18 protein-coding genes and 2 pseudogenes are annotated in these 23,307 nt (G+C 38.3%); 6 read left to right on the top strand and 14 right to left on the bottom strand.

All coding sequences use genetic code 11. The features are described 5' to 3' along the window. Positions 1-154: 154 nt before the first annotated feature. From AC0L3W_RS02480 to AC0L3W_RS02470, 3 genes are all read right to left on the bottom strand, one after another. Positions 155-1,624, bottom strand: a complete 1,470-nt coding sequence (locus tag AC0L3W_RS02480) for a glutamate synthase subunit beta (protein ID WP_409439752.1) — start codon at positions 1,622-1,624, stop codon at positions 155-157. Continuing rightward, the gene (gene gltB / locus AC0L3W_RS02475) at positions 1,624-6,141 is read right to left on the bottom strand and encodes a glutamate synthase large subunit (RefSeq protein ID WP_290038539.1); all 4,518 of its coding nucleotides are present in this window, start codon (positions 6,139-6,141) and stop codon (positions 1,624-1,626) included. The genes AC0L3W_RS02480 and gltB overlap by 1 nt, the downstream gene beginning before the upstream one ends. Positions 6,142-7,984: 1,843 nt before the next feature. After that, positions 7,985-9,589, bottom strand: coding sequence for a sensor domain-containing diguanylate cyclase (locus tag AC0L3W_RS02470; RefSeq protein WP_409439753.1), 1,605 nt, complete (start codon positions 9,587-9,589; stop codon positions 7,985-7,987). Positions 9,590-9,715: 126 nt separating this feature from the next. Here AC0L3W_RS02470 and AC0L3W_RS02465 point away from each other — a divergent pair, with 126 nt between their 5' ends. Both AC0L3W_RS02465 and ppk2 read left to right on the top strand, forming a co-directional pair. Beyond that, complete coding sequence (locus AC0L3W_RS02465; protein ID WP_409440429.1) at positions 9,716-10,012, top strand: MGMT family protein; 297 nt, start codon at positions 9,716-9,718, stop codon at positions 10,010-10,012. A 46-nt stretch (positions 10,013-10,058) separates the two neighbouring features. Continuing rightward, positions 10,059-10,952: a polyphosphate kinase 2 gene (gene ppk2, locus AC0L3W_RS02460; protein ID WP_409439754.1), complete on the top strand. Its 894-nt coding sequence runs from the start codon at positions 10,059-10,061 to the stop codon at positions 10,950-10,952. A 127-nt stretch (positions 10,953-11,079) separates the two neighbouring features. Here the strand turns inward: ppk2 and aroC are convergent, their stop codons facing one another. Both aroC and prmB read right to left on the bottom strand, forming a co-directional pair. Continuing rightward, positions 11,080-12,168 (bottom strand): chorismate synthase, encoded by a 1,089-nt coding sequence (gene aroC, locus AC0L3W_RS02455; RefSeq protein ID WP_409439755.1) that lies wholly within the window; start codon positions 12,166-12,168, stop codon positions 11,080-11,082. 41 nt (positions 12,169-12,209) lie between these two features. Further along, the gene (gene prmB / locus AC0L3W_RS02450) at positions 12,210-13,121 is read right to left on the bottom strand and encodes a 50S ribosomal protein L3 N(5)-glutamine methyltransferase (RefSeq protein ID WP_290038547.1); all 912 of its coding nucleotides are present in this window, start codon (positions 13,119-13,121) and stop codon (positions 12,210-12,212) included. A 57-nt stretch (positions 13,122-13,178) separates the two neighbouring features. Between prmB and smrB the strand changes: the two genes are divergently transcribed. From smrB to AC0L3W_RS02435, 3 genes are all read left to right on the top strand, one after another. After that, positions 13,179-13,724, top strand: a complete 546-nt coding sequence (smrB, locus tag AC0L3W_RS02445; RefSeq protein ID WP_290038549.1) for an endonuclease SmrB — start codon at positions 13,179-13,181, stop codon at positions 13,722-13,724. Between the two features lie 43 nt (positions 13,725-13,767). Next, positions 13,768-14,688, top strand: coding sequence for a DUF808 domain-containing protein (locus tag AC0L3W_RS02440; protein WP_409439756.1), 921 nt, complete (start codon positions 13,768-13,770; stop codon positions 14,686-14,688). 360 nt (positions 14,689-15,048) lie between these two features. Next, positions 15,049-15,705, top strand: a complete 657-nt coding sequence (locus AC0L3W_RS02435; RefSeq protein ID WP_409439757.1) for a nitroreductase family protein — start codon at positions 15,049-15,051, stop codon at positions 15,703-15,705. A gap of 80 nt (positions 15,706-15,785) precedes the next feature. Here the strand turns inward: AC0L3W_RS02435 and AC0L3W_RS02430 are convergent, their stop codons facing one another. Next, positions 15,786-16,433, bottom strand: a complete 648-nt coding sequence (locus AC0L3W_RS02430) for a glutathione S-transferase family protein (protein WP_409439758.1) — start codon at positions 16,431-16,433, stop codon at positions 15,786-15,788. A 118-nt stretch (positions 16,434-16,551) separates the two neighbouring features. Here AC0L3W_RS02430 and AC0L3W_RS02425 point away from each other — a divergent pair, with 118 nt between their 5' ends. Beyond that, the gene (locus AC0L3W_RS02425) at positions 16,552-17,418 is read left to right on the top strand and encodes a LysR family transcriptional regulator (RefSeq protein WP_409439759.1); all 867 of its coding nucleotides are present in this window, start codon (positions 16,552-16,554) and stop codon (positions 17,416-17,418) included. A 14-nt stretch (positions 17,419-17,432) separates the two neighbouring features. Here AC0L3W_RS02425 and AC0L3W_RS02420 read toward each other — a convergent pair whose 3' ends face one another. The 8 genes and pseudogenes from AC0L3W_RS02420 to AC0L3W_RS02385 all read right to left on the bottom strand — a co-directional run bounded on the left by AC0L3W_RS02420 (position 17,433) and on the right by AC0L3W_RS02385 (position 23,283). Beyond that, the gene (locus AC0L3W_RS02420) at positions 17,433-17,678 is read right to left on the bottom strand and encodes a glutaredoxin family protein (protein ID WP_409439760.1); all 246 of its coding nucleotides are present in this window, start codon (positions 17,676-17,678) and stop codon (positions 17,433-17,435) included. A gap of 94 nt (positions 17,679-17,772) precedes the next feature. Continuing rightward, a complete protein-coding gene (locus tag AC0L3W_RS02415; RefSeq protein ID WP_290038559.1) occupies positions 17,773-18,165 on the bottom strand; it encodes a DUF4112 domain-containing protein in 393 nt (130 codons plus the stop codon). Positions 18,166-18,440: 275 nt separating this feature from the next. After that, a pseudogene (locus tag AC0L3W_RS02410) lies at positions 18,441-18,713 on the bottom strand (carboxymuconolactone decarboxylase family protein); the annotation flags it as partial. Between the two features lie 159 nt (positions 18,714-18,872). Then, positions 18,873-19,250, bottom strand: a pseudogene (locus tag AC0L3W_RS02405) (carboxymuconolactone decarboxylase family protein); the annotation flags it as partial. A gap of 58 nt (positions 19,251-19,308) precedes the next feature. Further along, complete coding sequence (locus tag AC0L3W_RS02400; RefSeq protein WP_290038560.1) at positions 19,309-19,674, bottom strand: MerR family transcriptional regulator; 366 nt, start codon at positions 19,672-19,674, stop codon at positions 19,309-19,311. A gap of 55 nt (positions 19,675-19,729) precedes the next feature. Then, positions 19,730-20,716 carry an ATP-binding protein gene (locus AC0L3W_RS02395; RefSeq protein WP_409439761.1) on the bottom strand — a complete coding sequence of 329 codons (987 nt, stop codon included), beginning with the start codon at positions 20,714-20,716 and terminating at the stop codon, positions 19,730-19,732. Between the two features lie 302 nt (positions 20,717-21,018). After that, positions 21,019-22,260, bottom strand: a complete 1,242-nt coding sequence (arsJ, locus tag AC0L3W_RS02390; RefSeq protein WP_409439762.1) for an organoarsenical effux MFS transporter ArsJ — start codon at positions 22,258-22,260, stop codon at positions 21,019-21,021. 21 nt (positions 22,261-22,281) lie between these two features. Continuing rightward, on the bottom strand, positions 22,282-23,283 hold the full coding sequence (locus AC0L3W_RS02385; RefSeq protein ID WP_409439763.1) for an ArsJ-associated glyceraldehyde-3-phosphate dehydrogenase: 1,002 nt from the start codon (positions 23,281-23,283) through the stop codon (positions 22,282-22,284). Positions 23,284-23,307: the final 24 nt, after the last annotated feature.

Genomic DNA, 23,307 nt, shown 5'->3' with positions numbered 1-23,307 from the left:
AGGGGGGCGAGATTTTATACTAGTTTAAGCACAAAAAAACCCCCTACTCTAAAAAAGAGAGGGGGTTTATCTTTTTACTATAATTTAAAACAAATGATTGGTTAATTTATCACTCAAATCAGTTCAATAAATGTTCGGCCATTATAATAAGGGTTTAGTTAGCGATCATTAATGAATCGTTGATACATTCAAGGTTAGTGTTACCCATCAGGTATGTATCAATTGCACGTGCTGCTTCACGACCTTCATTGATACAACGTACGATCAGTGATTGACCTGTACGCATATCACCAGCAGCAAAAACGCCACTTTGAGTTGTTTGGTAATCGTCAGTTTTAACGTTACCGCGCTCATCAAGACCAATCTCTAATTGTGCTAAAACACCTGTTGGTTCTGGGTGTAAGAAGCCCATTGCCAAGAATGCTTTAGTACAAGGAATTGAACGAACAGAACCTTCAACTTCTTTAAAGTTTGGACGTTGGCCCGGTGCTGCTTCTTCCCATTCGATATCCGCAACGACTAATTCTTTAACGTTACCGTTTTCATCACCAATAAACTCTTTAGTCAAGATAGACCAATGGCGATCCACGCCCTCTTCATGTGAAGTGGTTGTTTTTAAAATCATTGGGTACGAAGGCCAAGGCATGTTAACAGTACGTTTTTCAGGTGGAATCGGCATGATTTCCACTTGTGTAACTGAAGCAGCGCCATGACGGTTTGAGGTACCAACACAGTCAGAACCTGTATCACCACCACCGATAACCACTACGTGATCGTCAGCTGCATGGATTTCTTCTGTTTTAAGATCCATACCGTTAGCTCGACGGTTATTTTGACCTAGAAACTCCATTGCAAAGTGAACACCTTTCAGGTCACGACCTGGAATAGGTAAATCACGAGGTACAGTAGAGCCACCGCTTAATAACACAACATCAAACTGCTTACGTAAATCTTTAGCATCGAAATCAACACCGATATGTGCATTCACAACCATCTTAATACCAGCTGCTTCCATTACCGCGATTTTACGATCGATAACGTCCATACCTAGTTTAAAATCAGGAATACCAAAACGTAATAAGCCACCTACTTTTTCGTCACGCTCATAAACTGTCACAGTATGACCCGCTGAGTTTAATTGCTCAGCTGCTGCAAGACCAGCAGGACCTGAACCTATGATTGCCACTGTTTTACCCGTACGTGATGTCGGGATTTTAGGCATTACGTAACCATTTTCGTAAGCTTTTTCTACGATGGTTTTTTCAATATTACAAATTGTAATTGGGTCTTGATTGATCCCTAATACACACGAGCTTTCACAAGGAGCAGGACAAACACGACCAGTAAATTCAGGGAAGTTGTTAGTAGAGCTTAGGATATCCCAAGCTTCTAACCAACTTTCACGGTACACCGCGTCATTGAATTCAGGGATGATGTTACCAATCGGACAACCGCTATGACAGAAAGGAACACCACAGTCCATACAACGAGAAGCTTGGTCATTGACCTTCTTACCAAACACGTCGTTTTGTACGAACTCTTTATTGTTTTTTAGGCGCTCTTCTACCGATACTTTCGGTGGCAATTCACGACCTAATTCTAAAAATCCAGTAGGCTTACCCATTATGCTTCTCCTTTCGCTCGAGCCGCTAATACAGCCTTGTAATCACGAGGCATTACTTTCACTACTTTAGCTAAGCTTGCTTCAACATCAGCTAAGAAATCTGCTGCTGTATTAGACTCAGTAAGTTCTAAATGTTTAGTGACTTTAGCAATTAATAGCGCTTTATCAGCTTCATCTAACGGATCTAAATCAACTAGTTCCATATTACAGTTAGCTGTGAATGTGTCATCTTTATCCCAAATATAAGCAACACCGCCACTCATACCTGCCGCAAAGTTACGACCTGTTGTACCTAAGTTAACCATGATACCACCAGTCATGTATTCACAACCGTGATCACCGATACCTTCTACAACGACTTCTGCACCCGAGTTACGTACACAGAAACGTTCACCAGCCATACCGTTAATGTAAGACTGACCAGACGTTGCACCATAGAAACATACGTTACCTACGATGATGTTGTCTTTCGATACAACACTTGAATTACGATGAGGATAAACCACGATCTGACCACCAGATAAACCTTTACCCCAGTAATCGTTCGCATCACCTTCAACAGTAAACTCAACACCTTTAGCAAGGAAACAACCAAATGATTGACCTGCAGAGCCGTTAAATTTAACTTGCATCGGCTGTGGTAAACCTTGGTCGTTGTACACTTTTGAGATCTCGTTTGACAACATGGTGCCACACGAGCGGTCGATATTAGTAATTGGGAATGAACCCGATACTGCTTCGCCTTTTTCTAGTGCCGGTTTAGCTAAATCAATCAGTTTTCTATCTAATACTGCTTCAAGGTTATGATTTTGAGTCGTTTGATTAAACATCCCATCATCTTCTTTAGCCGTTTCTTTAAATAGAATTGTGCTTAGGTTTAGGTTTTTGTATTTCCAATGGCTTACATCATCACGCACTTTAAGGTTTTGTGTTTGACCCACCATTTCAGTAATCGTCTTGTAACCTAGCTTAGCCATGTTTTCACGCATGCCTTGCACCATGTAACCGAAGAAAGTAACAACATCTTCTACACGGCCGTCAAAACGTTCACGTAATGTTTTATTTTGCGTTGCAATACCAACAGGGCACGTATTCAAGTGACACTTACGCATCATGATACAACCTTCAACAACTAATGCTGCTGTTGCTACACCCCACTCTTCAGAACCTAGCAACGCTGCAATCGTTAAATCACGTGGTGTTTTCATCTGACCATCGGCTTGTAGAACAACACGGTTACGTAAACCATTCTTCATGAGCGTTTGATGTGCTTCAGATAAACCTAATTCCCACGGTAAACCTGCATGGCGGATAGACGATAAAGGTGATGCGCCAGTACCACCATCAAAACCAGCGATTAAGATAACGTCAGCTTTTGCTTTAGCAACACCTGATGCAATCGTACCTACACCTGCTTCTGATACTAACTTAACGTTAACACGACCTTCACGGTTCGCATTTTTCAAATCGTAGATAAGCTGTGCTAAATCTTCGATTGAGTAAATATCATGATGCGGTGGTGGTGAAATCAAACCTACGCCCGGCGTAGAGTGACGCGTGCGACCAATCCAGTCATCAACTTTATGACCTGGTAATTGACCACCTTCACCTGGTTTAGCACCCTGTGCCATTTTAATTTGGATTTCAGCTGCGTTAGTTAGATAGTAAGACGTTACACCAAAACGACCTGATGCCACTTGCTTAATAGCTGAACGTTCCCAGTCACCGTTTTCTTTTGGCTTGAAACGGATAGGATCTTCACCACCTTCACCAGAGTTTGACTTAGCGCCAATTCGGTTCATCGCAATCGCTAACGTTGAATGAGCTTCATGTGAGATAGAACCGAAGCTCATCGCACCTGTTGCAAAGCGTTTTAAAATATTTTCAGCTGGCTCTACTTCATCAATTGAGATTGGACCCGATGCTTTCGGTACAAACTCAAACTGGCTACGTAGCGTTGCAGCATCATCACCTTGTTTATCAACGGTTTCAGCGTACTGTTTAAACTGTTCGTAGTTTTTATTACGCGTTGATTCTTGCAGTAATGAAATCGTTGTTGGATTGAATAAATGCTTCTCACCACGTTGTTTCCATTGGTAAACACCACCTACATCTAAACGCTGTACAGGTACTGCACGTAATGGATAAGCAAAACGATGACGCACTAAAATTTCATTCGCAATATCATCGATCGATAGACCTTGAATACGCGTTACTGTGCCTTTGAAGTAATCATCAACAACTGATTTACTAATACCCAATGCTTCAAATATTTGTGCACCTTGGTAAGACTGAATCGTTGAGATACCCATTTTCGAGAAGATCTTCAATAGACCTGCATCGATTGCCGCTTTGTAAGACTTAAAGATATCTTCTACAGACTTCTCTGCAGGTAAACGTTTCTTAGCTTGAAGGTCAACAATCATCTCTTCAATTAAGTAAGCGTTAACAGCTGAAGCACCGTAACCAATTACTGTTGCGAAATGATGTGTTTCACGTACGTCGCCAGTTTCTACAACGATATCACACATAGCACGTAGGCCACGTTTGATTAAGTAATGATGTACCGCACCTGTTACTAACATAGCAGGAATTGGCGCATGATCAGACGTTGCGTTACGGTCAGAAAGAATGATGATTGAGTAACCATCGTGAATTGCATCTTCTGCGTAACGACAAATACGTGCCAGTGCTTTCTTCAACTTGCCTGGTTCACCAGAAGCAGCAAAGAAAGTCTCTAATGTTTTAGCTTGTAAATGTTTATCATCAAGTGCATTAATTTTTTGTAATTCAGCATTACTTAATACAGGTGACTCAAGCTCAACTTTATGACAATGCTCAGGTGTTTCAGACAATAAATTCTGATCTTTACCTAAGTATGTATTAAGCGACATAACCATACGCTCACGAATCGGATCGATTGGTGGGTTAGTTACTTGCGCAAATAACTGCTTAAAGTAATGAGACAAATGTTGAGATTGATGCGATAACACAGCTAACGGCCAATCCACACCCATAGCACCCAATGGCTCTTTACCATCGCGGAACATAGGTAGAATGATTTCGTTAACTTCTTCTGATGTCACACCAAAAGCTTGTAAACGTTTTAATAACTTACCTGCATCAGGTTGAATATTACGCTCTAATGCCGCAGGTTGGTTTTCTAACTTAACTAAGTTGTTTTCTAACCATGTTTCATAAGGTTTTCTTGCTGCAATACCATCTTTCACTTCATCATCAGAGATGATACGACCTTGCTCAAGGTCAGCAACGAAGATACGACCAGGTTGTAAACGACCACGTAACTTAATATTTTCAGGTTCAATTTCTACAACACCTGATTCAGATGCCATCACTAGGAAGTCATCTTTAGTTACAGTGTAACGTGATGGACGTAAACCGTTACGGTCAAGCGTTGCCCCTACTTGCACACCATCAGTGAAACAAACAGACGCTGGGCCATCCCAAGGTTCCATTAAGTTTGCATGGTATTGGTAGAAAGCACGGCGCTTAGGATCCATGTTTTTATTTTCTTGCCAAGCTTCAGGAATCATCATCATTAATGCATGAGGAAGACTACGACCTGAAAGTACTAATAACTCCAGTGCCATATCGAAACTTGCTGAGTCAGACATACCATCAGTACAGATTGGCATTAACATATCTAATTCAGAGCGAGTGAAGTATTCTGCTTCTAGCAATGCTTCACGCGCTTTCATCCAGTTGATGTTACCGCGAACCGTATTAATTTCGCCATTGTGAGCAATGTAACGGAACGGTTGCGCTAAACGCCAGCGTGGGAATGTATTAGTAGAGAAACGAGAGTGAACTAACGCTAATGCAGTTACCATACTTGGGTTTTGTAAGTCTAAGAAGTATTGAGGTACTTGCTCAGTAGTTAACTGCCCTTTATAAACAATCGTTTTATAAGAAAAAGTATTAATGTAGAAGTTATCTTCAATACCATTGACTGATTCTAGACAAATACGTGTTGCGTAGTTACGTAAAATAAATAATTTACGCTCTAATACAGCCGGCTCCATATCTGGGCCACCAGTAACAAACATATGCTCGAACTGTGGTTCACTGCTTAGGGGGTCAGCACCAATCATCGAGTTATCTGTAGGAAGAACGCGGTAACCAATGACTTCAAGACAAAGACGTTCAGCGGTACGTGCTAAAATGTCACGACAATGATCACGATGATTTTTATCTTTAGGGAATAGGATGGTACCTACGCCATATTGATCAAACTTAGGAAGGGTAATCCCTTCTTTTAATGCTTCAGTTACTAAAAACTCATGCGGTTTTTGTAAAAGAATACCTGCACCATCACCACTACATGGATCACAACCTTGACCACCACGGTGTTCCATACGCGCTAGCATATCTAAAGCTTGTGTCACAATTTTGTGAGACTTGCTATTTTTAAGATGTGCTACAAAACCGATACCACAGGCATCGTGCTCCATTTCTGGCACATAAAGGCCTTGAGCATTCTGCTCTTTATTAGTCATAAACATGTCCTTCAAGATAAAACAGTAAAAATTTCCCGCACTGCTAAATCTAATGTTTCGAAGTGCTACACACGGCTTGTGATTTATTGAACAAAAAACAAGCAATTAATTTTTTATTACTTTTTGTAAGAAAACTACTTTTTTGAGAAAAGTGCACTTTTACAAAACGTCCTTGCTTAGTAAATAACTCGCATGACAACCCTACTAGCATAGGGCCAGTACACGAATTATTGATAACCACCCTACTGTTAGAGGTGAGAATTCGACGCTATTCTATCTTTTAAGCGACATAAAATCCAATTTTCTTATTCACTTATACTCTTTAGGCTAAAGAATGCAAGATAATGAAACCTAGATCACTTTTTTGAACATTAATTTCCCCAAACACGTTTAAATATGTAGGTAGCCGCTATATCGAAGAAATTAGATTACGAAGAATAATGACTATCATATACAAAAAAATAGCGCTAAAACATGCACAAACATGAATTTACATGCGGTAAAAGTGAATATTAATTCATAAGTTAAATACTTGAAAAACTGTAAAAACAAATTAACAAGTGCTTTACATTTCAACCAAAACCAACCCAGATGATAAAAAAATTACATTTAAATTTTATTTAGTTGAAGTTCTGACAGGGTGATATTCGGACTTGTTTTTTATAACCTTCCCCGTGACAGCTCACACTTTTTTAAAAAAAACTGAAAGTTTATTACTTTATATGGCATTCGTAATGACATAAATTTTCAGTAGAAGTCATTTTATTAAATAACCCTGTGATAAAAAAATTAATTTTAATTACATTGCTTTGTGACTTTACGAGTTTTAAGAGAGCGCCTCAGGATTTTTAACTTTTACTATCATCACTTTATATTTAAAAAGCAAAACACGCAGTTTTACGCTTAGTAATGACTCACATTGACCTTACTGTAATAGAGATTTCCTCTTCTAAACTGGTTTGTATCTAACGGTAATGAGTGATACCTCTCGGCTTACATTAAGTTAAAGTAATTAACTCATTGTCCTTTGAAATCGGTTGCTAAATCAGCAATACAAACTTAAACAGTAAGTTATTTTCGAAAAAGAATAGCTTAATTATTAGTCTATACGTGCTCGCGGAACTTATAGATTGCTTTATTATTAATTATTAAAAATCTACCCTAGGGGGAGGTTTAGCTTTGAGCTTCACACCAATAATAATCAGTCCCTTCCAACCAGGTAAACAACGAACAGCACAAAGTAAAAACTATGATTAAAAAAACACTACCGATTAGATTCAATGCAAACTTTCATCAGAGAGTCTAACCATAGACGTTTATCGTACTTGCAGCTTTTTAAGGGGTAAAACTCCATTATAGAGTTATGAAGTGAGCTCATTATCGTTTAATAAATGGGGAGGCCACTTATAATGTATAGAACAAAGCCTGTAAGTAGATTCTTTTAATCCGGTTTAAGTGTTGTTATTTAAATAAATTCAATAACGCATTTTATTTATTATCTGTGCTTTAGTAGATAACTCAACACTAATAAGCTCATAAATAACAACTAAATAGCCATCTATTTTTGAGGCGTTTGTAATTAAACCAGACTTTAAAAATAACTATCAAAAAAGATATCTAGCAAGGCAGGTATTAGTTAAATTATTAATTTCATTATAAAAGCTGTAACTCTAGAATTTTCAGCACACCTTCAGATGGCATTTCTCCGCTAAGATATTTTATCATGGGAGTTAAATTGTTTACTACGCTGCTCGGTACTGTTTAGCTAAAACCAAGAAAAGTGATTAGTTTACCTAGTAATAAATAACCACCTAAATATAAAAAACTTTAGGTTAGTTTTTTATTACTTTAATGGTTTAGTAAAGCAAAGTGTATTTTTTCCTGCTGATTTTGCATCATACATAGCTAAATCTGCGGCTCTCATTAACTGGTCATATTCTTGGCCATCTTCAGGAAATAATGCTACTCCAGCACTACCTGTCACCTTCAAATTAAGGTGTTGATTCATTTTGTATTCATCAAAAACAATATCCAGTAAATCTTTAATAACCGAAGAAACGTGCTGTTTATCCTTCACATCTTGCAATAAAATAACAAACTCATCTCCCCCTAACCTAGCAGGAATAACCTTAGGTAAAGAGTCATAAAAAGCTAATTCAGTTTTAGTTAAATCATTGATAGCAAAATAGTGAGTAAGGCGTTGTCCGAATAAGTACAATAGTTCGTCCCCCACTTTGTGCCCATAGGTGTCGTTAACCTCTTTAAACCCATCAAAATCAATAAAAACTAAAGCGCCCTTTTGATTGTATTTGATCATTTTAGCTAATGCTTTATGAGACAAACGATAAAAGTGATTGCGGTTGGGTAGGCCAGTATTCGAATCAAAATAGGCGAGTTTGGCAATCACGCTTTCTTTTGCTTCAATCGTTTCCATCATATGAGCAAACTGCATTTTTAGTGCATAGATCTCTTTTGGGACAGCCTTAGAAAAGGAAAATGCTAAATTAACTTTACTTTCACCTCTTTTAATTGAATTGATAATTTTTGATAGATTTTCCAATGGTTTAATAATCAACAAAGAAACAGGAATAGCAAATAAACACGCTAAACCCACCCCTATCAACATCACCATGATTGCTGCTTTATCTATCTCAACAGCTCTACCTTCTAACTCTTGAATAGGTTGTGGCACCATCACTCCCCACCCAGCGCCGGGCACATTGGTATAACCCGCAATCATATCCCCTTTCAAAGCAGGCGAGTAAAATTTATCAACCCCGGTTTTACCAGCTAGCATTTTTTGTACAGCGCTGATTTTACTCATATCCTTTCTAGTTTTTATCCAAGAAGCTAAAGGGTGAGCTAAAGCCTGACCAGCTTGATCAACAATCGCAGCATGACCTTTTTCACCAAAGGAGACCCGTTTTCCCATTTTGATAATGTATTCTGTAGACAGGTAACCCAATAAAATCTGATTTCCTAGCTTTTTAACCACTAACAGTAGCGGATTAGCGTCAATATTAGGGGCTTCTGTCACCGTAGAAATACGAATATCCTCTTCTCCTAACGTACTCTTAGCTAAGGATAAAATGGCTTTATCAGTTACAGGCTGACACTGGTCATGGTGACTAAAAATACAGGTTTGCAGTTCGCCATTTTCAGCAATGGCAGCCACTTCAAGGAACTGAAAACTTTTTAATAAAGCATTAAATTCAGGTGAAGTGACTTGTTTTTGAGAACCCGTTTCTAATATAGAAAAAACACCTAATATATCTTGATAGTATCGCTCAAAAGCAGTAGAAAGGTTCTTAGCGATCACTAAATGTTTTTCATTCACTTCTTGAATTTCAAGATCTAACGCTTTTGAATAAGGCCATGCCCAAAAAAGAGTCATAGGTATTATGACAATTAAGCAGAAAGTAATAATAAGTAAACCACGGATATTCATGTTTTTTCCGTTGACAAGTTAATGATGAGATTAATATTTAATATATATTACACGTTAAGTAATATAAAACAGCCTTGTTTGATCAAATAACCGGCTAAGAAATCAAAGATATACGGAAACCGATTGATGGATGAATTTGCACAAAATATTTTTACCATTCTATCTTATTTAGAAAAAGGGAAATTAACCACCTATGGGCAACTTGCTAGCCAAGCAGGATTCCCAGCACATTCTCGTCATGTAGGCAAAATATTAGCAAAACTTCCTAAAGACACCCGTTTACCTTGGTATCGCGTGGTGAATTCACAAGGAAAAATTTCTTTAAAGGGTGATGCATTTATTAGACAAAAGACCTTATTAGAAGCCGAGCAGATAGAAATTACTGAACAGGGAAAGATTGTACAATTTAAACAATATCTCTAATAGCATGACCCATTATCTTGAATCTTAAAATAGATGGAGCGTCAACATGAAACAGGAACAATCAAGCGCTAACAAAATAACCAATGTTAAACAAGCTTGCACGCTGTATTACCAAGCCATTAAAGCAGGTAAAACCACACCATTGTTATCCACCAAAGAAAGTCTCAAATTACTTCATCAAGAAGGTACTTTTACCTATTCAGAACGTCTTAATAAAAAAGAATATGAAACTAGCTTAGCCAAATTACAAATCGAGTTGGTGAAACTACAAGATTACCTATTAAATAGTGGTAAACGTTTAGTGGTGATTTGTGAAGGCAGAGATGCTGCTGGTAAAGGTGGTGCTATTAAACGTTTCACAGAATATTTAAACCCTCGTCATGCAAAGGTTATTGCTTTGGATAAACCCAGTGACCGAGAACAAGGACAATGGTATTTCCAACGTTATATTGACCACTTCCCAAGCGCAGGTGAAATCGTATTTTTTGACCGTTCATGGTATAACCGTGCGGGGGTAGAACGCGTCATGAACTTTAGCTCTAAAGATGATTTAGCACGTTTTTACCAACAAGCACCGTTACTTGAAAGCATGCTAGTAGAGTCCGATATTGTATTAGTAAAGTTTTGGTTTACCGTTGAAAAATTAGAACAACTGCGCCGTTTTCATGAACGCATGAGTAGCCCATTAAAACAATGGAAACTTAGTCCAATGGATTTCGAAGCGCTTGAAAAATGGGATGAATATGCCACTGCGCGAGATGATATGTTTAAGTTTACCGATAAAAAATCCACACCTTGGATCACTATTAATTCAAACGATAAACGCCGTGCTCGTATACATGCTATCCGCCACTTACTCAGTCAATTTGATTACCCTGATAAAGACAATAAACTAGTTAACGAGATAGATAACAACATAGTTCTGTTTAAACACAACTAACCCAACTATTTTGCTCTATATAGCTTCGACTCAAACTTATAAGTATTTAGTGAAAAACAAAAAAACCGATGTGGTTAAACATCGGTTTTTAAATAACAGTAACTCGTTTTCATTTACTAAATGTAGATTATTTTAAGTGAGGTGTATTGGTTGTTACATGTAAATTTTGAGCTCGATGGCGTAATACATGGTCAAGTAATGTGATCGCTATTTGCGCTTCTGCAATAGGCACAGCACGAATACCAACACATGGATCATGACGACCTTTTGTGATCATCTCTGTTGCTTCACCATCAGTCGTAATAGTGCGACCAGGAATAGTCAAACTAGACGTTGGTTTTAATGCAATTGACGCAACAATATCTTGGCCAGTTGAAATACCGCCCAGTACACCACCAGCATGGTTTGATAAAAAGCCTTCAGGTGTCATTTCATCACGATGCTCAGTGCCTTTTTGGTTTGCCACTTCAAAACCATCACCAATTTCCACACCTTTAACTGCATTAATGCTCATTAAAGAGTGTGCTAATTCAGCATCCAAGCGATCAAATACAGGTTCACCTAGACCAACTGGCACACCAGAAGCAACCACGGTTACCTTAGCACCAATCGAATTACCTTCTTTAATCAAGGCTTTCACGCAATCTTCTAGAGCAGTTAACTTACTCGTATCAGGGAAGAAGAAAGGATTGTTTTCTACTTCGTTCCAATCAATAGTATCAGGCGTGATATCGCCCATTTGGCTTAAGTAACCACGGATCTCAATACCAAACTGCTCTTTCAAGTATTTCTTTGCAATTGCTCCTGCTGCCACACGCATTGCGGTTTCACGTGCAGAAGAACGACCACCACCTCGATAATCGCGGTGTCCATATTTTTGATGGTAAGTGTAATCAGCATGACCAGGACGGAACAAGTCTTTAATCGCTGAATAGTCTTTAGAACGTTGATCGGTATTTTCAATGATCAAACCAATACTACAACCCGTTGTTTTACCTTCAAATACACCCGATAAAATCTTAACTTGGTCACCTTCTTGACGCATGGTTGTATAACGTGATTGTCCCGGACGACGGCGGTCTAAATCATGTTGTAAATCTTCTTCAGTGATCGCTAAATTAGGTGGAATACCATCAATGATGCAACCTAACGCCACACCATGGCTTTCACCGAAGGTTGTCACTTTAAACACTTGACCAATACTGCTTCCTGCCATTGTTAATTTCTCACTTTAATAAATTTCAAAATAGATGTTAATTAAATGCTAATGTTATCAAGCTGTGCTTTAGTTAGAGCAAATACACCATGTCCACCGATTGAAAATTCAATCCATTGGAATGGGATCTCTGGGTAAGCAGCTTGTAAGTGCACTTGAGAGTTTCCTACTTCTACAAATAACACACCATCATCATTTAACATTGAACCTGCTTGACGCAACATTTCACGTACTAAGTCCAGCCCATCATCACCACAAGCTAATCCTAACTCAGGTTCATGTTTATATTCTTCCGGTAAGTTTGCCATATCTTCCGCATCAACATAAGGCGGATTAGATACAATCAAGTCGTACTTCTCATTTTCAACGCCACTAAATAGATCTGATTGAATAGGGAATACTTGTTGAGACAAACCGTGATTCTGGATATTAATATCAGCGACTTCTAATGCATCTTCAGATAGATCAACTGCATCCACTTCTGCATCAGGAAAAGCATAAGCACAAGCAATCGCAATACAACCACTACCAGTACATAAATCAAGAATGCGTTTTGGCGACGTTTGAACCCAAGGTTCAAACTTAGTTTCAATCAACTCTGCAATTGGAGAGCGTGGCACTAAGGTACGTTCATCAACATAAAACTCTAATCCCGCAAACCATGCACTATTAGTTAAGTACGGTACAGGAATACGCTGTTCAATACGTGTCACAATTAATTCAACCAACATTTTACGTTCACGTTGTGTTAGACGTGACTGTAAGATTGAGATATTACTTTGTAACTCAAGGTTTAATGACGGCAAGATTAGTTGTACGGCTTCATCCCAAGCATTATCAGTACCGTGACCAAAAAATAATCCAGCACGATTAAACTCTGTCACAGCCCAACGTAATATATCTTGAATGGTTACTAACTCATCAACCGCTTCATCACTAAAAATCGTATCCAATTTATTCTCCACTTAAGGTAAACTTCGCTCATTCAACTACCTAGTTTAGGAAAAACCATGACCGATTATAATAATGATGATGATTTTTCGCTGTTTAGCGCAGAATTTGCTGGTATCAAAAAATTGCAACAGGATACCATAAAATTGCCCCCGAAAAACATTAAGAATAAAGCGGTCATTAAAGAAAAACGTGAACAAAACTTTGAACAAAGCCATTTCTCTGATGCCTATGAACCATTACTGCCAAGTGAAGGTCCCGTTCGTTATAGCCGAAGTGATGCAGAAAAGTATTTAGTTAAGCAATTACGTCGTGGTGACTTCACACCAGAGATCATTCTTGACTTACATGGTTTAACGCAACAAGAAGCAAAAAGTGAGCTTGCTGCCTTGATTAACTGTTGTAAAAAAGAAGGGTTATATTGTTGTAGTGTGGTGCATGGCATGGGGAAACATGTACTCAAAAAACAAGTACCACTTTGGCTAGCACAACACCCTGATATTTTAGCTTTTCACCAAGCCCCTTTAGAGTTTGGTGGTCAAGGGGCGCTATCAATTTTAGTAGAACTAGAAGATTGGCAAATGAAAGAAGAAAAGAAACGCTAAATTAACATTAATTCAATCACCCGCTCAATCAAGAGGTCACGCTATGGCTAGCTTATTAATTTTATTAGATGACATTGTCACTGTGTTAGATGATGTTGCGTCAATGAGCAAAGTAGCGGCCAAAAAAACAGCCGGCATTTTAGGTGATGACCTAGCCCTGAACGCACAACAAGTGTCAGGCGTTAAAGCAGACCGAGAGATTCCTGTTGTTTGGGCTGTGGCAAAGGGGTCATTATTGAATAAAGCGATCATTCTGCCCATTGCACTGCTATTAAGCACCTTTTTACCCATCGCCATTAATATTTTGTTGTTAATCGGTGGGGTATATTTATGCTTTGAAGGTTTTGAAAAAATAGCACACTCCCTCTTTTCCGCGGACAAAGCACATCAAAAACAACAACGCCTCCAAGCCAATGCAGATCAGAATATTGACTTGCTGGCAGTCGAGCAGAAAAAGATCAAAGGCGCAATTCGTACCGATTTTATCTTATCTGCTGAAATCATTATTATTGCGCTCGCTTCCATCCCTTCAGATGACCTAGTTGCGCAGGTTTTAACCTTAACTGCGTTATCTATAGGATTAACCGGTTTTGTATATGGTTTTGTTGCAGCCATCGTAAAAATGGATGATTTAGGCTTATATTTAATGAACCAGTCTAAAGACAATACAAAATCTATGTTGCCTCTTGTAGGGAAGTCTTTAATCGCCTTTGCGCCTATCTTAATGAAATTATTAGTATTCGTTGGTACAGTGGCAATGTTCTTGGTGGGCGGTGGTTTAATAGAGCATAACCTCTCATTTCTTGCTGAATGGGTCCATAACATCACAGCTTTATTTACCAATACTCCTGACTTAATCGCATCAATATTACCAAGCCTATTAACTGGAATTGTTGGTTTAGTAGCAGGTGGATTATGTTTCTTAGTGGTAACCCTAATAGGTAAGCTAGCTAAAAAAACTTAGTTTACCCAGTGGTTCCACTGTTGTTCAGCGTGAGAAACGTGCATACCCGAAGGAGAAGAAGTTTATCTTCATTTTCAACTCAGCTTCAATCACCTTCAACATAAACAATACCTACTTGATACCGCCCTAACGCGCCAGTTTTCCGCATCGAATGTTAATTACACCACTGCAATTAGTTGAAGCGTCAGTTTCTATTGAGCCTCTATTATTAACAAATATTAGAAACTGTTTTTAGCATTACCAATCTTATAAAACCATAACAAATCAATATACTAGCCAACATCAAATGAGCGTACCTATTGCACTAATTACGCCCATGACAAAAATCGGCAGACACTAAAAAATTCAGGAAATAAGATTATGAGCCAACAAATCATTAAAGACTTAAACGTTCGTTACACCACAAAAAAATACGATCAAACAAAACGCATTTCAGCTGAAGATATGCAAATAATCAAAGAAGCACTGCGTCTATCTGCGTCATCTATCAACTCACAACCATGGAAATTCATCGTTGTTGAAAGTGAACAAGGTAAACAACGTTTACATGATACATTTGCTAACAAGCATCAGTTTAACCAACTACATGCAAAAGAAGCATCACATACTATTTTATTTGCTTACGACCCTAAATTTACTAAAGACAAATTCCGTAAACGTGTCGATGCAGAAGTAAGTTCAGGTCACCTGCCAGCTGAAATGTACGAAAACTTCATGGGTGCTTACGCTTTTGCAGACTCAAATACTGATGAACATGGCTTTAACGGCTCATGGACTAAAGCACAGGTTTACCTTGCACTAGGTAACATCTTACATACTTTGCCACGCCTGGGTATTTCATCAACACCGATGGAAGGTGTAGATGCTGATTTAATCGGTGAATTATTTAAAGAAGAGTTAGACGGGCACATCTGTGAAGTTGCATTAGCAATCGGCTACCCAAAAACAGAAGAAGATTATAACTATGGCTTACCAAAAGCACGTTTAGCAATGGATGACGTGATCACGGTTGTTTAATAAAATAATGCTAGTCACACATCCATGTTAGCTAGCTAAACCAATCTAGGGGACGCAATGTTGTCCCCTTTTTATTGGCGTTAAACCTCTACGCCCGCTTCATCGCATTCGACAATATCAGTTTCAGTGAGTGCTTGTGCTATCCAATCCTGCAACACAGGGCAACTCATCACAGACTTACAATACTGCTCCGCCAGAGGAGATAACCTAATTTGATATGTTTTTAAACGTAATACCACTGGAGCATACATTGCGTCTGTAATACTAAACTCACCAAATAACCATGAATTAGGGCACAACTCTTGTTGGCTAGCAAAAATATCATCAATACGCGCAATATCTTGTTTAGCCGCCGCTGACAACTCAACCTTACGCGTTGCTCTTATATTCATTGGCATTTCGTTTCTTAACGCCATAAATCCAGAATGCATCTCTGCACTTAAACTACGAGCTTGGGCTCTCTTTACAATATTTTTTGGCCATGCAGCTCCTGATAAATAAGCATCATTGATGTATTCACAAATCGCTAATGAATCCCATACTTTTAAATCACCATCAATCAGCGCAGGGACTTTCTGTACTGTAAAATATTTTTGTAGCGCAATATAAAAGTCTGGTGTATCAAGTACCAACTGAGTCTCATCAAATAATACATTGAATTTACTCATTAAATACCAAGCTCTCAATGACCATGTAGAATAATTTTTATTACCAATAAATAATTGCATTACAACTCCTAAATGATTAAGTTATAAACAATATAAAGCATGGTGTAATTAAATACTCGCCAAAGTTTTTCATACATTACATCAATTAAACTGATGTATTATATGTTATAGGATGTAAATGGATATTGATGCTCTTCGTACATTTTTAGCCTTTGTTGATACAGGCAGCTTTACTCGTGCCGCACAGCAAGTCTGTCGGACTCAGTCAGCGGTTAGTATGCAGATGAAGAAACTGGAATCGGATGTTGCTAACCCATTATTTGTTAAACAAGGTCGACAACTTGTGCTTTCTAATGCAGGTATTCAGTTAGCCAGCTATGCTAAACAATTAATTGCACTGCATGACGAAGCTTATAAACAATTAAAAACAAGTGCTGGCCAGGTTCGTATACGTCTAGGTTGCCCTGATGATTATGCTCTCTCGATATTGCCCAAAATCACCGAACTCTTACATCAACTTATTGAACAACTAGATTTACAAATCACCTGTGCATCAACTACAGAACTAAAGAACCAGCTAGATCAAGGCTTACTAGATTTAATTATAGCGACTCGTTCTCCTAGTTCAGAAGAAGGATACTTCCTACATGCAAGTAGCGGTGTATGGGTTAAAAGTAAAGAGTTTAGTTACCATCGAGATATGACCTTACCAATCGCTATTTTTATGCGTGATTGTAAATTTCATCAAGCCGCAATAGAAGGATTATTAAAAACTGAGCTACAATTTAAAGTGATTGGCTGTTGTTCGAGTTTAAGTGCGCTTGATGCGCTAGTAAAAAACCATTTAGCAATAGGTGCAATAGCAGAAATAAGCAAAGCAGAGTCATTAATCATCATTGATGACCCAAGTTTACCTGCTTTGCCAGCGGTAGATATCGTATTATTACTGGCAAACCATACTCATAACCCGATTAGCCAGACTATGGTAAAGCAATTAGCAGAGCAATTTGTTAATCAAGATAAGCTGGTAAAACCACCAGCTTAGAACAACTGTAAACATTAATAATGTTGTTTTAAAAAGTGAATAATATCTTGAGACTCATACAGCCACTGGTCACTTTTGCCCTTTTCATAAATCAATAAACAAGGTACCTGTACTTTACCGCCACCTGCCATTAGCTCTTTTCTCAACTTATCATGTACATCTAAATCTTTATAAGTCACCGCGACTTTCTGGCTTTGAATAACTTTGATGACTCGCTTACAGAATGGGCAATGTCCCATGTGATAAAGCGTTAATTTCATAAGGTCTCCTTTCAGATTAATATGTATAGAGAACGCTTAACAATACGTAAAATGGTATGAATAACAACATAAATTAACCTGAATCCTTAACTTCTCAACCGACCTTCCCTTGCTTCATTAGATAATCTTTTAATAAATCCGTATTACGCGTATTGGCTTTAAAAAAGGCATCGAAAAGGTCACCAAACAAGGGAATCAGGCCACCAAAAAAATCGATCAATATATTAACGATCATCTTTAATTTAATACCTTTACTGACTCCCACCCGCTGCGCTTCAAACAACACATAACTTGATAACAGCACACCAATGGCATCACCAACAATAGGCACTAAGCCAATGATCGCATCAACCCCAACTTTAAATTGGGTAAAAGGGATACGAATACTGCTATCCGTTAATTTACTAAAACGCTCAAGACGTTTGATAGCCGCATCAATTTTTTGTTGAGAGAGTTTCTCGTTCTTTGTTTGTTTTGAGTTAAACACACTTTCTCCCCTTTTAAGTCACTCATTGAATAGTTTAATGGTATGTCTTTAATCACTTTTTATGACTATTACTTCTAGCATCATGATATTTACACGGAGACTGCCTGAACAGCTTTTATTCTAGTTAACTGCATCAAAAAATATAAGTCAGATAACTAGAGTATTTATAAGGTAAAACCGCTAGTACAACATAGTTCTATGTTAAACAGCAGTGTTGATTCGCTTTTCTTAACGCCCCTGTATTGAAGTTAAATAATAAATGCTAGAAGCCCTAGCTATGATGAACTACTTTCACTCATCACCTCTTTCAAAACTAAAGTGCCATTAATAGCGGCAGGGAAACCACAATAGACACTCATTAAAATCATGATTTCTCGAATCTCTATCTGGCTGACGCCTATATGTAAAGCGGCTTTAATATGAAATTTAAGCTGTGCTGAAGCAGTACCCATGGCAGTTAAAGCTGCGAGGGTGGCCATTTCTCGATGCTGAATATCTAAAGCGGGTCTTGAAAAAATATCGGCAAAACCGTATTCAATCACTAACCTAGCGAGATCGGGGGAGATATCTTCAAACGTCGCTTCTAAGTTTTCAACTTGATTCTCATCCAATTGACTTAGGCTTTGCGCACCTAGCGCATAACGTGAAGCTCCTTCAGGAACAGAAGATGGCTGAGTAAGCCCTACTTCATCTAACTTGCCCTCTTGTTTGCGTTCCGTAACTACCTCTTTTAACGCTAACATGCCATTAATCGCAGCGGGGAAACCAGCATAGCTAGACATTTGTAATATCACTTCTTGGATTTCAGCGATATTAGCCCCGACATTCAATGCACCATGAATATGTACTTTTAACTGCGGTGCCGCATTTCCCATGGCGGTTAGAGCAGCCACTACGCTTAACTCTTTTGACTTAAGTGCTAGCTCTGTACGGTTATAAACATCACCAAACCCATATTCGATAATGTACTTCACTAAGTCTGGTGAGCAGTCAATTAAACTCTCGACCACTTTTTCACCTGCCTCTTTATCGATGATTTTTAGATTCTTTAACCCTGTTTCATAACGCTCGTTTAATGTTGTCATATTAACCTCTATTTATTAATGGGATGAATAGAGGTTAATCCTTAGAGTAAACTCTAAGTCAACCGTTTAAGTTTTCGTAATAGAGGATTTTTTCTTTAATCTTCTTGAGGTGCAATGCCTCTAAAGCAATTCTTTCTTCTAAGATAACAACATGCTCTTGCAACAACTGCTTTCGTTGCTCTGCCGTTGACTCGCCCTGCTCTCGTAGATCGGCATACAACTTAATATTATCCAGCGGCATCCCCATCTCTTTTAAACGTTTAACAAATTCAATCCATTCGATATCTTTAGTAGTGAAAAATCGATGCCCACTACTATTTCTAGCGATGTGCTTTAACACACCAATTTTTTCATAATAGCGAATAGTGTGGGAAGAGAGGTTAGTTAAGGTTGAAAAACGTTGAATGTTGATAAAAACCTCCAAAGGAGTTAATCCAGGAAAGCCAATAATTTATTATATCGTATTGATTTAAAATATCTTATGTTAATTTAGACATACCTGAAGCTACTGCTTTTATTCCATGCACTTGAGCTACACACTCACCTTCAGTAATAATATCATTAAGTATTCCTGAAAATTGGCTTGGAGCCCTGTTTAGCCTGAGGCCTATATAAGTACCGTCAAAATTCAACCTTTGTTCTTTGATGACTTTGCCTTGAGACACAAGTTTGGCATTACCGCTCCCAAGCATAAACCAGCCAAATGAAGAAACTAATTGCTCCAATACATAAAGTCCAAACCCTGAGTTACCATAAACATTATCAGACTCTTCTATTTGTGTTGTGCTTGAAACACCAGGTTTTATCGCCATTCTTAATGCTTCAATTTCCGATTTAATCTGGAAAGATCGTTTCAAGGAGGAAGGAATCCCGATTCCTTCATCAATAACAGCCACTTCAACTCGTCCATTAGCCCATCGTTGACCGCATAAAAAGCACTCATCAGTGGAAGAATGTTCAAAGACATTTCTAACGATTTCCCTTAATGCATAATGATAAAGTTTATTCTCTTCCGAATCTTCATGTGTTCCAGATAATAAATTAGCAAAACGCCTGGTTTGAGAAATAATTTCTTCATACCATTTCTGAACATTCTGCGTTTTTAAATCTACTATAGGTTTTTCAATTTTAGTTATTGGTAAGTAAGTCATTGAACCTGAAGCTGCACCTATTTCATTCCCTTCCCCCATACCTATAAAATCAAAAAAACCCAAATGTCGCAGATAACCATGTACATTTTTGATGCTGTCATGGCCTTTTTTTTTCGTAACTAAATCGTTTCCTCTCCTATATTTTATCCACTTTCGAATTTTAGAACCAGCAATTAACATTCCACTTGGGTACGAAAAATCTAAAGTTGTACAATCTACTAAAATTTCAGGTGTATTGAGGTTTTCTTCAAGCTCTTTAAAAAATTCATTAAGTGTGTCACGCCCGAAATGTGAAGGGAAAAATATAGTTTTCATTAGTATACAACTCATATATATATTATTAACAACACCATTAAGCAGCCCCTTCCATATTAATAACAAAAGTACTGAATAGTTTAATTGACTAAAATATACGCTGAAAGATCATAAAAACAATGCTTTAAATTAAAAAATCAAAAAATAATCATTAAACATAGAAAGAAGATCCCTATTAACAATAAGAATAGGGAATAATAACTGTCTTTACACCAACACATTATAACTTTAAGAAAGGTTTTGAATTATTTCTCCTCCCCTTTTATAAACTAAAGGCCTTAACTTATTGCCGCTAGTAATATTTAACCATTCGGGTTATTTGCATCGCTTCCCTGCTCAGGTAGCTTCAATGAAATGATGCTAGTGACCACTAGGAAAGCAAAAGCTATCCATAAACACGCGGCAAAGCCATAGGATTGATAAACCCAGCCAGATAATACGGTGCCGACTAAACGCCCCATTGCGTTTGCCATGTAATAGAAACCTACATCTAATGACACGCCATCTTGTTTGGCATAACTGATGATTAAGTAGGAATGTAACGAGGAGTTGATGGCGAAAATAGCACCAAAAATCAATAATCCAACGATAATCAAGGTTTGCACTTGCCACTCAAGCTGTATACCTATCGCTAACACACCTGTTACAACGGCCAATAATGCGCACCATAGCATGGCATTTTTACCGCCTGGTGTTGTTCCCTCTTTCGCAAAGAAGGCGGTTATTTTAGGGGCAAAGCCTTGCACTATGCCGTAGGCAATCACCCAAGCGGCGAGGAAAGCGCCAACCACAGAGTGTGACCAACCAAAGATACTGGCTAGGTAGATAGGTAAAGCGACCACAAACCATACATCACGTGATGCAAACAGGAATAAACGTGCTGCTGATAAGATGTTCACCGGGCCTGATTTTGAAAACATCTGACTAAACTTAGGTTTAGTTTTAGCTTTCCCTAAATCCCCTTCGAGGAACATCAAGCTCATCACAAACACCGCGGCCAATACACCCGCCATGATCAATAAGGCTACTTGGAAACCCACCAGCGTTAACAGTAATCCACCGATGAAAAAACCTGCGCCTTTTAACGCGTTTTTAGAGCCAGTTAATACTGCAACCCAATGGTAAAGTTTACCCTGTTGATTATTAGGAATAAGCGTTTTGATGGTGCTTTTAGCACTCATTTTATTGAGATCTTTAGCGATACCAGACAAAGCTTGCGCCATCATCACCCAAGGTATGGTTAACCATTCACTAGGGACGGTAAGCAACAATAACGCAACGACTTGCATGGCTAAGCCAATGTTCATGGTGCGATTTAAACCTACTCGCGCACCCAACCAACCGCCAACAAGGTTGGTGATCACTCCGAATACTTCATAAAATAAAAACAATAAAGCGATGTTTAAAGGGCTATAGCCTAATTGATAAAAATACAGCACCACTAACATGCGAAGTGCGCCATCTGTTACGGTAAAATTCCAATAGTTAAAGGTTACTAATAAATATTGTCGTAAGGATTTATCTAACGTTAAAAACCACTTCATTGCTTTTATTCCTAACGGCTATTACATTAATGAGAATTTTTTAATTAATTCAGCAGTACGCGTTGCGTAACCCATCTCGTTATCGTACCAAGCATAGATTTTTAACATACGCTTACCGATTAACATGGTTGATAAGGCATCTACTATGGTTGAACGTTGGTCACCGCGGTAATCAATTGATACTAATGGGCGCTCTTCATATCCTAAAATACCCGCTAATTCACCTTCTGATGCTTCTTTTAATAGTTGGTTAACTTCTTCGACGCTGGTATCTCTTGCCACTTCAAAAACAATGTCTGTTAGTGATGCATTAGCTAATGGTACACGTACTGCATGACCGTTAATTTTGTCTTTTAAATCAGGGAAAATTTCAATAATTGCTTTTGCTGATCCCGTCGTTGTGGGAATTAAGCTCATGCCACAAGCACGCGCACGACGAAGGTCTTTGTGGGGTGCATCAAGAATAGTTTGTGTATTGGTTAAATCATGAATAGTTGTGAATGCGGCATTAGTAATGCCCAGTTTTTCATAAATAACTTTCACAACCGGTGCGATACAGTTAGTGGTACAAGATGCTGCTGTAATGATTTTATGAAACTCTGGTTTGAAGGTTTCTTCATTCACACCTACCACAATATTAGCGACATCAGGGTGTTTAACCGGAGCTGAAACCACCACTAATTTAACGCCTTGTGCTGTGTATTTATCTAATAAGGCCTTCTCTTTGTTAACACCTGTTGATTCGATAACAACATCACAGCCAGACCAATCAACAGCATCGATTTCCCCCTGTTGCGTTACTTTAATTGATTGCCCTGCTACTTCCATAGTGTTGTCAGTGCAAGTAACGGCGTGATTCCAACGACCTTGTACTGAGTCAAACTCTAATAGGTGCGCTAAGGTTTTTGCATCACCAGCTACATCATTTACTTGTACAAATTCAACTTCTGGCCAATCGAATGCTGCGCGCATTGCTAAACGACCGATACGTCCAAATCCATTAATACCTACTTTAATTGTCATGTTCGCTCTCTCTTTTTAATTTAC

The organism is Psychromonas sp. KJ10-5 (assembly GCF_055808325.1).
Note: the sequence above shows the minus strand (reverse complement) of the source record. Positions and strands in the feature narration are given on the sequence as shown.